This is a genomic window from Candidatus Frankia alpina (genome assembly GCF_902806485.1).
Taxonomy (GTDB): Bacteria; Actinomycetota; Actinomycetes; order Frankiales; family Frankiaceae; genus Frankia; species Frankia alpina.
Genome location: NZ_CADCWT010000135.1, coordinates 1 through 13,312 on the forward strand (window position 1 = coordinate 1; position 13,312 = coordinate 13,312).

The following is a 13,312-nucleotide window of genomic DNA, read 5'->3' on the forward strand; positions in this document are numbered from 1 at the left end:
CCGCACGAACGTCCGCGTGGGGTTCTCGGGCTGCGAGTCCCAGCGGCACCCATCGCCGTCGGAGGGCCACTCGACGGTGTCGAACCAGCCCGCGCCCTGGAAACGCGGATAGCCAGGAATCCCACCGGCCTTCACGCGGCGGAAGAACCCGGCGAACGCCCTCTCCAACCGGCGCAACGTGGCCTGCTGCGAGGAGAACGACCACCGAGCCTGATCAGGATCATCCGCCCGGATGTCCTTCACCTGAGCCGACTGATCACCGTAACGGACCCGGGTCTTCGACGGGTGCCGGTAGGCGTCACGCCGCTCCTGCAACGCCGCGTTGCACAGAGCGCGATGATCATCGAGCATCTCGCCGAACGCGATCACCTGCCCGGCGGTCGGGCGCAGCGGGAACGTGTACGCACACCGCACCGGACCACCCCCTACGCCACGGCCACTCGTTCCGCGCGTCGATATACCGTCGCACAGTCTCAACAGCCACGGCACCGACGGTGGCAACGAAGCACGACCGGGACCGCAGATGCGCGAACTCGCCGCGCAGCACGTGGGACGTGAAACCCTTCACCTGGTTGACGATGCACGACGGGGAATGCTCCGGGTGAGCTTGGACGAACAGGTGAACATGGTCCAGTTCGATCTCCAACACGACAACCGGCCAGTCGTGCTCGGCGCACTCGGCCCGGACCGGCTCGTCGCAGCGGTCCCGGACGGCGCCGGTCAGGACCGGGCAGCGGTACTTCGGGCACCACACGACGTGATAGCCAAGGTCGCAGGCGCCGCCCACGCCGACCATCACCCGGCGGAACATCCTTCCGAAAATACCGGCACGGCCGGTCCAACCGGTGCGGGTCCCTACCAGATTCCCTGCCGTCTGACGGCGCCAGTCCCCTCCGGAGGTCCTTGATGGCAGGCGAGTCTCCGGGCAACCCGGGTCCGGCCGGGGCGGTGGCCCTCGTCGGAGGGCGCTACCGGCTCGACGGCGTCCTCGGGCAGGGCGGTTTCGGTGTCGTGCACCGAGCCACCGACGAGCTGCTCCAGCGGGTCGTCGCGGTCAAAGAGGTCCGGCTACCGATCACCGAGAGTGGCCTGGAGCGTGACCGAGCGCGGGAACGGGTGCTGCGCGAGGCGCGCGCCGCCGGGCGGTTGCACCATCCGGGAGCGGTTGCCGTACTCGACGTCATCGACGACGGCGACCTGCCCTGGATCGTCATGGAATACGTCGAGGGACACGCACTGTCCCGGATCATCGCGGACCTCGGCGCCCGGCCGGTCGACGAAACCTGTCGCATCGGCATCAGTCTGGCCTACGCGCTGGAGGCGGCGCACCGCCTCGGCATCGTCCACCGAGACGTCAAGCCGAGCAATGTGCTGATCACCTCCGACGGCCGGGCCCGGCTCACGGACTTCGGCATCGCGGTCAGCCACGGCGATGCCCGGCTCACCAGCACCGGGATGGTGCTCGGGTCGCCGGCCTACCTACCGCCCGAGCGGGCCCGCGGAGACGCCGGCAGCGCCGCCGGTGACCGGTGGGGCCTGGGCGCCACGCTGTTCACCACGGTCGAAGGCTGCCCGCCCTTCGCCGGCGGTGACCCGATCTCGGTGCTTGCCGCGCTCATGCAGGGCCGGCGCCAGCCCTTCCGCCGAGCCGGTCCGCTGGCGCCGGTGATCGACGATCTGATGGCGCCGCACGACCTGAGCCGTCCCCCGCTTTCCACGGTGCGCAAGCGGCTGCGCGAGATCCTGGAACGCGGCGGCGAGCGCCGCTCGTCACGGTCGGGCCGGCCGGCCCGGCCGCGCCCACCGGCCCGCACTTCCCCCGACGCCCCGCCTTCACCCTCGGAAATCGGCGCCACGCCCTCGCCAGCACCCACGGTCCCCACGGCTCAACCTCCCGCGGCCACAGCCACAGTCGCCCCGCCCGCGCCCTCCACCATGACGGTGTCCTCCACCATGACGGTGTCCTCCACCGTGACAGAGCCCCACGCCGCGACGGTGACCGCCGCGGCAGCGGCGGACGCTCCGGATGCGCTGCCGGCGCTGCCCCAGCGGTCCGGCGGCACTGGCCGGGTCGACCCCCGCAGTCCCGCCGACGAGGTCGATGGACTCCGTCCCGGGACCATCTCTCACAGTGCTGACGATCCGCGCCTCCGGGACGATCCTGCTGGTCCGGGTCGTTCTCCCGGTGGGGAGGTTCCCCGCGGCCCGGTTGAGCCGGGTGGCGGCGCCAATTCGCGCGGCCACGGTTCGCGGCAGCCGGCCGACAAGCCTTTTGGCGATGACGGATCCCGCCCGCACGGCGAGGGCACCGATCTCCCTCGAGAGCAAGCTCCGGCGGAAAAAGAACATAGTGCTGACAATGAAAGTTATACGTCCGAACAACGCGGTGGGGCCGAAAATCGGCAGGACGAGATCGCTGGGACGCGGGCCACGAAACGCCGCGATGCCGGAGAATCCATCGTTCCCGCCCCGACGACCCCGAGATCCTCGGCCGGCGCTTCCGACCTCGGCTATTCCGAACTGACGGCCGCGACATCGGCGCCCCAGACGCCGGCGACCGGCGTACCGACGGTCTCCCCGCCGGCAGGCGCTGAATCGACCGCCGGGCTGCTCTACGCGCCCGCAAGCGGCACCGCCGGCAAGCACATCGCCGGCGCGGACGGGGTTCCCACCGAGACCGGGACGGACGAGACCCGGACGGACGAGGTCAAGGCAGCAGGGCCTGAGCCCGACGCCGCTCCCTCGAGCACCGCCGGCGCAGGACCGTCTAGTGCTGTCGGGCCGGTACCAGCGTCCAGACCGGCCCGGATCCACCCACCAGCGACGGCCGCCCCGATGCCGTCGATCGACTTGCCGCCGGGGCCCGCGGCGGACGAATCGCCAGCGCCTGTGCGCGCACAGGCAGTACGGACCCGCCTGACCAGTCCCCTGGAGCGCATGCGCTCGATGGACCGGATGCGGGCACTCGGGGGCATCCCGGCGCGGGCGCGGCTGGCTGGCCGCGGCGCAGCTGACGGCCCGCTCCCGACCACCCCCGGCCTCGGCCAGGCGGCCTCAACGGCATCCGACAACACGGCCACCGCCGGCCCGGCCACCGGGAACGGCGGCACAGGGCGGGCGGCTTCGGCACCGACCGCACCCGTCGGGGCGGCGCGGCGCGGCCGGTTCGGCCAGCCGTGGAGCCGACCGCGCGCCCAGCCCGCCGCTGCGATCGGACCAACGGGGACGGCCGGCGCCGCCTCCAACCTGCACCGACGCCGCCTCGTCGCGGTGTCCGCACTCGCCGTGCTGGCCGCGGCGGCCATCATCGTGGTCCTGGTCCTGATCAGCGGCAGGGAGGGCTCGGGGCCCGCCGACGTCGCTGTCGGGCGCGGTGGGGTCGGTGTACCGGCGGAATCGATCGGCCCGGACTCCGGCAACGCCGCCGGGACGAACAGGGCCCAGGGGGCCGCGGCGAGCGACGCGCCCATCCGCCCCGCCGACGTGCCGGTCGGGGCCGCCGATCCGGTGGCCCGGGGCACCACCCCGGTCACCGCATCTCCGGGCTGGGTCTCCTACGTGGATCCCGATGCCGGCTGGTCGGTGGCCTATCCGTCGACCTGGCAGCGCCGGCAGGGGCCCGGCGGCCCCGGCAACGTCGATTTCGTGGACCCGGCTACCGGGGCGTTCCTTCGGGTCGGTAGCGTCAGTCAGGCAAACACCTCCGCGATCGGCGACTGGCAACGCAACGAAGCCGGTTTTGTCCGGAGTGTGCAGGACTATCGGCGCGTACGGTTGGCTCCCAGCGACGGCGGGGATGGCACCGAGCAGGCCGACTGGGAGTTCGGGTACCGCAGGTCGGACGGGGTCATGGTGCATGTGCTCAACCGGGGCGTGGTTCGCAACGGCCACGGATATGCCCTCTACTGGCATACCCGGGAGGATCTGTGGTTGCAGGATCAAGCATTGATGCACCAACTCTTCGGCCCCTTCCGGCCCGGTCCGTGATGGCGGCTTTCGTCGGGTTTCCGACTCTCGCGGCGGCCGGAAACCCGCCGACTGTCGAGCGCGCGGATCCGTCCGTCTGTCAGACTTGACACGATGGCCAAATCGGCAAGCGTGCCCCCGGACACCTCTCGGCACAGCACGCCTCATTACGTAGCTCAGCGCTACCGTCTCGACACGCCCATTGGGCGTGGTGGAGCCGGTGTCGTCTGGCGGGGTGAGGACGAACTACTCCAGCGGCCGGTCGCCATCAAAGAGATCCTCGTCCCGATGGCCGGGGCGCAGAACGAGCGCGACGCGATCCGGGCGCGGGTGCTGCGGGAGGCCCGCGCGCTGGCCCGGCTACACAGCCCGGCCATCGTCTCCGTGTACGACGTGGTCGAGGAGCACCAGCGGCACTGGATCATCATGGAGCTCGTCGACGCGGACAGCCTCGGCGACGTGATCCGTACCCACGGCCCACTGCCGTTCGACCAGGTCGCGGCGATCGGGCTGGCGCTGACCGACGCGCTCGCCGCAGCGCATTCCGCTGGCGTGCTGCACCGCGACGTCAAACCCGGCAACGTCCTGCTCGGCCGGGATGGCCGGGTCCGGCTCACCGACTTCGGCATCGCCGCGACCGAGGGTGACGTGACCCTGACAGGGACCGGCGCGCTCGTCGGCTCCCCCGCTTACATCGCGCCCGAGCGGGTCCGGGGCTCCTCGGGCAGCCCCGCGAGCGACCTGTGGGGCCTGGGCGCGACGCTGTACTCGGCGGTCGAGGGCCAGCCCCCCTTCGAGGGCCCGGAGACCTACGCGGTGCTGACCGCCGTGGTCGAGGGTCGCCGCCGCGCCTTCCGACTGGCGGGGCCCCTGCGTAACCTGCTCAGCGACCTGATGGATCGCCCGGCGGAGGAACGCCCTGACGTCACGGAGATCCGTCGCCGGCTAATTCCCGTCGCCCGCAACGCCAACCCGGTGCCGGCGTCGGTCATGCACGCGCGTCCCCGGTCCGAGGACGACGACGAGGGTGCGAGCGCCGCCGACGTCGGTCTGGAGAACCTCGACGAGCCGGCGGCCCCGGCGCCGGCGGCCCCGATCACCGGCACCGGCCCACGTACCGCTGGTGTCCCGGCCCCGCTCGTCGGCGGACCCACTCAGTCGCGCGGGCCAGCCGAGTCCGGCGAGGCCGAGATCACCGCGGATCCGGTGCTGGGAGCCCTGGACGAGACCGCCATCTCACCCGCCACCGGCGGGGGCCCCCGGCCGGCCCGGTACGAACCGTCCCGGCCTGCCGCACCGCACCTCACTCGACCCCAGGTCGATCACGATGCCCACACCAGGATCGGGCCGCCGGCCCAGGCGACGGGGCCGACGCAGGGTGGGACGGACGACGAGACCCGCATCGGCATCGTCCCCGTCGTGGCATCGACGGCAAGCCTCGGGCTGTTCGACGACGATCACGCCGCCGGGCTCGTCCCGCTCGACGAGGCCCGCCGACGCTCTGAGGCGGCGCACCAAGGCGGGCCCGGCGGCCAGAGCCGGGGACCCGACGATCCCACGGGGCGTCGGCGACGGACCATCGCGATCGCGGCCGGCGCGGCCACCGTCCTGGCCGGCGCAGCGATCGCCTTGGCCGTGGGCCTGTCCGGGGGCGGCTCGCCGACCGGACCGACCGACGTGACGGGGCCGAAGACGACCACCCCGCCTGCCACCGCGGCGACCACCCCGCCACCGACGACGACGCCGCCCTCCACCGCCCCGGCGGTGGTGACCCCCCAGACGCCGAACCGTGGCAGCAGCCGCCGCTCGCGGTCGGCGATGCCCTCGGCGCTCGAGCCCACACCGAGCCCACAGGAGACGACCCCGGTGGAAACGCCGTTGCCGTCACTGACGCAGACACCGCCGGTGACGCCGCCGCCGACCAAACCGGCACCGACGACTCCCTCGACGACACCGCCCGTCAAGACACCGCCCGTCAAAACGCCGCCGCCCACCGTCCCGGCACCGACGCCGACAGCGGGCCCCCGGCCCGGCCCCCGCGTAGTGACGGCGGCGGCCGGGCCGGGCCCGCTGTGGCATAGCTCACCCGCTGGCGACGGACCCGGACCCGCCGCTGACCAGGCCCGGCACTAGCATCGGCCGAAGGCACGCGGGGTCCCCCCGGTGATGCACCGGGGCTTCACGGCGCCGCCAGCGTAGCTGAAATGATCTTTTCTGGCCGAGCGGCTGGCCGATCCGGAGGAGCTTTCATTGCCGAAGGCACCAGCGGGCACGCTGTACCGCGGGCGAGAGGGGATGTGGTCCTGGGTCGCCCACCGGATCACCGGCGTCCTGCTCTTCTTCTTCCTGTTCGCGCACGTGCTCGACACGGCTCTCGTCCGGGTCTCGCCCTCGTCGTACAACGAGGTGATCGAGGTCTACAAGAGCCCGATCGTGAACCTGCTCGAGGTCGGCCTGGTGGCCGCCGTGCTGTTCCACGCGCTCAACGGCATCCGGATCATCCTGATCGACTTCTGGGAGTCCGGGCCCAAGTACCAGAAGCAGATGCTGTATATCGAACTTGTGCTGTTTGTGGTGCTGCTCGTCCCCGCGGCCTACCGGATGCTGCTGCACACCGCCGAGACGCTGTTCGGGAGCGCGGCCTGATGGCGACGACGGCGGCGGCGCCGGCCGATCGAGGCGCACCGGAGCTCGTCGCCCCGCGCTCGCCGCAACAGCGGACCAAGCCGGGCGCGGCGAAGGTACGCAGCAACTTCGAGCTCTACGCCTGGGTGTTCATGCGGATCAGCGGCCTGCTGCTGTTCTTCCTGGTACTCGGCCACCTGTTCATCATGAACATTCTCGACGGCGGCGTGCAGCGGGTGAACTTCGGTTTCGTCGCGGGCCGCTGGGCATCGCCCTTCTGGCGCATGTGGGACCTGGTCATGCTGCTGCTCGCCGAGCTGCACGGCACCAACGGTCTGCGCACCGTGATCAACGACTACGCCGAACGGGCACAGACCCGGTTCTGGCTGAAGATGCTGCTCTACACCTCGGCGTTCCTGGTCGTCACCCTCGGCACGCTGGTCATCTTCACCTTCGACCCCGATCTGTGACCCTGGACCTGTGAGGAGGTAGGCGTGCAGATCCACAGGTACGACGCGGTCATCGTCGGCGCGGGCGGCGCCGGCATGCGCGCCGCCCTCGAGGCGGGGCAGCGCTGCCGGACCGCCGTTCTCACCAAGCTCTACCCGACCCGGTCGCACACCGGCGCGGCCCAGGGCGGCATGTCCGCCGCGCTGGCCAACGTCGAGGAGGACAACTGGGAGTGGCACACCTTCGACACGATCAAGGGCGGCGACTACCTGGTCGACCAGGACGCCGCCGAGATCATGGCGAAGGAGGCCATCGACGCCGTCCTCGACCTGGAGAAGATGGGGCTGCCGTTCAACCGCACCCCGGAAGGCCGGATCGACCAGCGCCGCTTCGGCGGCCACACCCGCGACCATGGCAAGGCGCCGGTCCGCCGGTCCTGCTACGCGGCGGACCGCACCGGCCACATGATCCTTCAGACGCTGTACCAGCAGTGCGTCCGGCATGACATCGAGTTCTACAACGAGTTCTACGTCCTCGACCTGCTGCTGCACGAGGGTGCGGCGGCCGGTGTGGTCGCCTATGAACTGAAGACCGGCGAGATCCACGTCTTCCAGGCCAAGTCGGTCGTCTTCGCCACCGGCGGGTTCGGCAAGGTGTTCAAGGTCACGTCGAATGCGCACACGCTTACCGGCGACGGCATGGGTCTGGCATTTCGCCGCGGCATTCCGCTGGAGGACATGGAGTTCTTCCAGTTCCACCCGACGGGCATCTGGAAGATGGGCATTCTGCTCACCGAGGGCGCCCGCGGCGAGGGCGGGATCCTGCGCAACCGCGACGGCGAACGGTTCATGGAGCGCTACGCGCCGACCATCAAGGACCTCGCCCCCCGCGACATGGTGGCCCGGGCCATCTACACCGAGATCCGCGCCGGTCGCGGCTGCGGCCCCGACGCCGACCACGTGTATCTCGACCTCACCCATCTGCCGCCCGAGCAGCTCGACGCGAAGCTGCCGGACATCACCGAGTTCGCCCGCACCTACCTCGGGATCGAGCCGTACGACGACCCGATCCCGATCCAGCCGACAGCGCACTACGCGATGGGCGGCATCCCGACGAACATCGACGCGCAGGTCCTCGCGGACAACGACACCGTCGTCCCCGGCCTGTACGCCGCCGGCGAGGTGGCGTGCGTGTCCGTGCACGGCGCGAACCGCCTGGGGACGAACTCGCTGCTCGACATCAACGTGTTTGGCCGGCGCGCCGGCATCGCCGCCGCCGAGTACGCGAACGCCACCGCGAGCCACGTCGACCTGCCGGCGAATCCGGCGTCGTTCGTCGACGACATGCTGGGCCGGTTGCGCGGGGGTGCCGGCACGCAGAACGCGGCCGCGATCCGCGCCGAGCTGCAGGAGTCGATGGACGTCAACGCCTCGGTGTACCGCACCGAGGCGACGCTCAAGCAGGCGCTCAGCGACATCGCCGCGTTGAAGGTCCGCTACCAGCAGGTCGGCGTGTCCGACCGGGGGCGCCGCTACAACACCGAGCTGCTGGAGGCGGTCGAGCTCGGCTTCCTGCTCGACCTCGCCGAGGTCCTCGTGGTGGGGGCGCTGGCCCGCAACGAGTCCCGCGGTGGCCACTCGCGGGAGGACTACCCGAACCGGGACGACGTCAACTTCATGCGTCACACGATGGCCTACCGGTCGGGACCGCCGACGGCCGCTTCGCCCGAGACGGACATTCGGCTGGACTACAAGCCGGTCGTCGTCACCCGCTACGAGCCGATGGAGCGCAAGTACTGATGACCGTCGTCGACTCCCGGCCCGCCGCGGCCCCGGGCCCGGCCGCGACCGGACCGGCGCCCGTGACCGTCACGCTCAAGATCCGCCGCTTCGACCCGGAGTTCACCGACGAGGCACACTGGGAGAGCTACCAGGTGCCGTTCGATCCCAGCGATCGCCTGCTCGACGCGATCATATGGGTGAAGTGGAACGTCGACGGCTCGCTGGCGTTGCGCCGTTCCTGCGCCCACGGTGTGTGCGGGTCGGACGCGATGCGGGTGAACGGCGTCAACCGGCTCGCCTGCAAGGTGCTCGTGAAGGATCTCGGGTCTGAGATCACCATCGAGCCCATCAAGGGCCTGCCGGTCGAGAAGGACCTCATCGTCGACATGGAGCCGTTCTTCGACGCGTTCCGGGCGGTGAAGCCCTACCTCATCACGGACGACCACGAGCCAACCCGGGAGCGGCTGCAGTCCGCCGAGGACCGGGCCCGCTTCGACGACACCACCAAGTGCATCATGTGCGCGGCCTGCACGACCTCGTGCCCGGTGTTCTGGAACGACGGGGACTACTTCGGGCCGCAGGCAATCGTCGCCGCCCACCGCTTCATCTTCGACAGCCGCGACGCCGGCGCCGACGAGCGGCTGGAGATCCTCAACGAGCGCGAGGGTGTCTGGCGCTGCCGGACCACGTTCAACTGCACGAACGCCTGTCCGCGTGGTATCCAGGTCACCAAGGCGATCCAGGAGGTCAAGCGCGCCCTGCTGTTCCGCCGCCTCTGATCCGTCGGGACCGACGCATTCAGGAATTCCGGTACGCCGATCTCCGGTCCTACTGTCACTCCGCGCGGCGCATCCAGCCGTGTCCGGCGACGCGCCACGGCACTGGCCGCCGAGGGCGGGGGTGGTCAGGTGGTGTCGACGGCGAGTGCGAACGGCAGCACCGCGGGCGCGCCGGCCTTGCGAAGCAGGCGGGCGGCCACCGTCATCGTCCAGCCGGTGACGACCCGGTCGTCGACGAGCAGGATCGGACCGTCGACCGCGCCGAGTGCGCGGTGCAGGCCCGGCGGGACGGCGAACGCCTCCCACAGGCCGGCGAGCCGGTGGGCGCTGTTGTGAACCTGTCCGGCGTGCGGACCGCCGCCGACCCGATCAAGCTGACCCAGCAGCGGCAGGCGGCCGATGGTCGCGATGTGTTCGGCGAGGCTGGACACCAGCAGGGGCCGGCTGCGCGAGGCGATCGCGACGACCGCGGCCGGGCGACGTTCCCAGTTCCAGTGGGCGAGCGTGCCCACGACCGCCTCCACCAGGTCTGTGGGCAGCGGGCCGTCCGCCGCGTTCTCGCCCCCGGCGTCGCCCCCGGGGCGGGGGCTGGGGCGGGGACCCGGATCGGAGCCGGGCGTGGGCCCTGCGGCGAACATCGGCCGCAGGCGGTTGCCCCAGCCGATGTCACCGAGCCGCGCCACCACCCGTCCGGGTTCGGCGCCGGCCGCCGGCGGGATGCGGCCGGACAGGCTGATGCCCAGCCGGTTCATGCCCGTCGGCCATATCCGGCGCGGCTCGATGGCGACCCCCGGGCGCATCAGCTCCTCGCGGGCCCGGGTGCTGGCGGACATCGAGACGGCTGATGGCCACGCGCGACCGGTGCACCGGTCGCACCGCCCGCAGGGGGCGGCCTGGGGATCGTCGAGCTGGCGGCGCAGGAACTCCATCCGGCAACCGGGGGTGGCGATGTAGTCGAGCATCGCCTGTTGCTCGGCGGCCCGCGCGGCGGCGACCCGCCGGTAGCGCGGCTCGTCGTAGGACCATTGCGCTCCGGTCGCCGTCCAACCACCCTTGACCCGGCGGACCGCGCCGTCGGTGTCGAGGACCTTCAGCATCTGGTCGAGCCGACTGGGGCCGAGGTCGACGGCTGCCAGCAGGGCCTGGGTGGACATCGGCCGGGCGGCGCCGGCGAGCACGCCGAGAACCGCGCGGACCACGCGCTCGGGCGGAAAGGAGGTGTCGGCGAAGTAGCGCCAGATGTCGCGGTCCTCCGCGGCCGGCAGAAGGACGACCTCCGCGGTCTCGACGGCCCGCCCGGCCCGCCCGATCTGCTGGTAGTAGGAGATCGGCGACGAGGGCGCCCCGACGTGCACGACGAAGCCCAGATCCGGCTTGTCGAAGCCCATCCCGAGCGCACTGGTGGCGACGAGCGCCTTGACCCGGTTCGCGAGCAGGTCCTCCTCGGCCGCGATACGTTCGGCCGCCTCGGTGCCACCGTGGTAGCAGGCGACCGGGTACCCCTCGCCGCGTAGGAAGGCGGTCAGCTCCTCCGCCGCCGCCTTGGTCAGCGTGTAGACGATCCCCGATCCGGGCAGCTCGCCCAGCCGATCGGCAAGCCAACCGAAGCGGTGCTCGGCCCGGGGCAGGGCGACGACGGCGAGCCGCAGACTCTCCCGGTCGAGCGACCCGCGCAGCACCAGGGTGCCCGACACCGCCACCGCATCGGGCCCCGCCCCGGATCCCGCACCGGCACCGGCACCGGCGTCGAGCTGCTCGCTGACGTCCTCGACCACCCGCTGGTTGGCGGTCGCGGTGGTGGCGAGGACCGGGACCTGCGGGCGCAGCCCGGCGATCAGGGTGCGCAGCCGGCGGTAGTCCGGGCGGAAGTCGTGCCCCCAGTCGGAGATGCAGTGTGCCTCGTCGACCACCAGCAGGCCGGTGGTGGCGACGAGCTCAGGCAGGTAGTCGTCGCGGAACGTCGGGTTGTTCAGCCGTTCCGGCCCGACGAGCAGCACGTCGAGTTCGCCTGCGCGCAACGCCGCGTAGACCTCGTCCCACTCGGTGACGTTGCCGGAGTGGATCTCACCCGCGCGGATCCCCAGCCGGGAGACGGCGGCCGCCTGGTTGCGGATGAGGGCCAGCAGCGGCGAGACGATCACCGTCGGGCCGGTGCGGCGGCCCAGGTCCGCCGAGCCGAGGCCGGCCTCGCCGCGCAGCAGGGCGGTGGCGAGGAAGTACACCGCCGACTTGCCCCAGCCGGTGCGCTGCACGAGCAGCACCCGCCGCCGCCGGGTGACCAGCGCGTCGATCGCCTGCCACTGGTCCTCCCGCAGCACCGCGCCCGGCCCGGCCAAGGTGCGCAGCAGCTCCTGCGCCCGCACCCGCAACGCCCCACCGCCCGCAGCCGGGGCGGACGCCTCCGCGTGGACCGTCCGGGGTACGACGGCCGCGCCAGCCGACTGCGGGCCGGCCGGCGCCATGGACCCGTCGGCCACCGGCTGCGCTGAGGTCGTCTCGTCTGCCGCCATACCGAGGTGTCTACCCGATGCCACCGACAGAGCCGGAACGGCCGAGGTCAGGCGTCCGCTCGTCCCCTGTGCCGTACCGGGCCGCCCGACCACGGAGCCGATCGCGAGAGACGCGACGGTCAGGACCAGATAGACCGCGAAAAACTGGTGTGGCCATCGCCCCAAGGACCATCATCCCAAAGTTCCGAGCGAAAGCACTGCTCAGGCGCTGAGCCTGAGCCGCGGTCCGGCGAAGGTCGGCATGATCTCACCGAAGGTCGTCTCCGGCCGATAGCGAGGACCTGCGGGCCTCTCGCTCTCGGAGCCGACGGCACCGAACTGCAAAGTCCACAACATCGACTCCACGGACGGCAACGTGACCACGACCGCGTCCGCCTCATCATCCACCTGCGCGGCCAGCCAGGAGATCGGATCCGAGGGCAGGGCGCAGACGTAGACGATCTCACCGGCTGAGTTCCGCGTCGCAGAACGTAGCTCCGCGGCCTGGCTGTCCACTCCGAGCGCCGCGCCCAGCCGCTCGGCGACCAGCTGCCGCTCCCATACTTGCGCATCCTGCGCAATCCGGATCACCACACCGCGCAGCTCCTGCTCGAGGTGGATCTGCATATCCAGGTCACGATCGCCGTCGAAGTACCAGGCCAGCGCGTCCGGAAGCGCGCTGCGCAGCTCGGCGGCCGTCGGCTCGGCGATCGCCAGTCCCGGGCACTGGGGTAACCAGGCCGACCAGGACACACCGTCGCGCCGAACGATCACGGAAACGGCTCTAGTCACCGTGGATCACCTCCAGCGCCTCCTCCACACTCAGCCCAACCTGCTTGACAAGTATCTGCCGGACGAGCCCGGGCCCGACAGTAGTCCGGTCATGGAAAGCGATCAGCAGTCGCGGGCGGCCGTCGCCTCGAGCCACCGGTGCGACGAGCCATCCTGCCGGGTCACGCGATACCCCAGCCGACCGAGTACCCGCAGAAGCTGGCGGGCCTTCAGCGAAGGGAACTCCCCGGTCACCGCATCGTGAAGATCGGGCCTGGCTCCGGGTGGCGCTCCCGTATGCGCGGACAGGTGACTCTTCTCATCGCATCCTCCACGTGTTGATCGAGATGACGGAGTCGACCATACGACGGAGCGCACGCAAAGTGGTCCGATGGATACGAAGAGAAACAATGTGGCCTACTTGGTACCGAGCGCCCGACCGGGCGGAATA

The 13,312-nt window shown here is 71.3% G+C and carries 8 protein-coding genes and 2 pseudogenes; 6 read left to right on the forward strand and 4 right to left on the reverse strand.

What is annotated here, in order from left to right; all coding sequences use genetic code 11:
* Both G6R25_RS14845 and tnpA read right to left on the reverse strand, forming a co-directional pair.
* Window positions 1-414: pseudogene (locus tag G6R25_RS14845) on the reverse strand (RNA-guided endonuclease TnpB family protein); the annotation flags it as partial.
* A 7-nt stretch (window positions 415-421) separates the two neighbouring features.
* A pseudogene (gene tnpA, locus G6R25_RS14850) lies at window positions 422-811 on the reverse strand (IS200/IS605 family transposase); the annotation flags it as partial.
* Window positions 812-906: 95 nt separating this feature from the next.
* Between tnpA and G6R25_RS14855 the strand changes: the two are divergent.
* The 6 genes from G6R25_RS14855 to G6R25_RS14880 all read left to right on the forward strand — a co-directional run bounded on the left by G6R25_RS14855 (window position 907) and on the right by G6R25_RS14880 (window position 9,601).
* A complete protein-coding gene (locus G6R25_RS14855) occupies window positions 907-3,987 on the forward strand; it encodes a serine/threonine-protein kinase (RefSeq protein WP_163553433.1) in 3,081 nt (1,026 codons plus the stop codon).
* Window positions 3,988-4,080: 93 nt separating this feature from the next.
* Entirely contained in the window at window positions 4,081-6,099 is a 2,019-nt protein-coding gene (locus G6R25_RS14860; protein ID WP_163553434.1) for a serine/threonine-protein kinase, read from the forward strand.
* 117 nt (window positions 6,100-6,216) lie between these two features.
* Window positions 6,217-6,612, forward strand: a complete 396-nt coding sequence (gene sdhC / locus G6R25_RS14865; protein ID WP_163553435.1) for a succinate dehydrogenase, cytochrome b556 subunit — start codon at window positions 6,217-6,219, stop codon at window positions 6,610-6,612.
* On the forward strand, window positions 6,612-7,061 hold the full coding sequence (locus tag G6R25_RS14870; RefSeq protein WP_136448673.1) for a succinate dehydrogenase hydrophobic membrane anchor subunit: 450 nt from the start codon (window positions 6,612-6,614) through the stop codon (window positions 7,059-7,061). Before sdhC ends, G6R25_RS14870 begins: the two co-directional genes overlap by 1 nt.
* A gap of 24 nt (window positions 7,062-7,085) precedes the next feature.
* Entirely contained in the window at window positions 7,086-8,840 is a 1,755-nt protein-coding gene (gene sdhA / locus G6R25_RS14875; protein ID WP_163553436.1) for a succinate dehydrogenase flavoprotein subunit, read from the forward strand.
* A complete protein-coding gene (locus G6R25_RS14880; protein ID WP_163553437.1) occupies window positions 8,840-9,601 on the forward strand; it encodes a succinate dehydrogenase iron-sulfur subunit in 762 nt (253 codons plus the stop codon). The genes sdhA and G6R25_RS14880 overlap by 1 nt, the downstream gene beginning before the upstream one ends.
* A 125-nt stretch (window positions 9,602-9,726) precedes the next feature.
* Here G6R25_RS14880 and G6R25_RS14885 read toward each other — a convergent pair whose 3' ends face one another.
* Entirely contained in the window at window positions 9,727-12,111 is a 2,385-nt protein-coding gene (locus G6R25_RS14885; protein WP_473246903.1) for a RecQ family ATP-dependent DNA helicase, read from the reverse strand.
* A gap of 201 nt (window positions 12,112-12,312) precedes the next feature.
* Window positions 12,313-12,882: a hypothetical protein gene (locus G6R25_RS14890; protein WP_163553438.1), complete on the reverse strand. Its 570-nt coding sequence runs from the start codon at window positions 12,880-12,882 to the stop codon at window positions 12,313-12,315.
* Window positions 12,883-13,312: the final 430 nt, after the last annotated feature.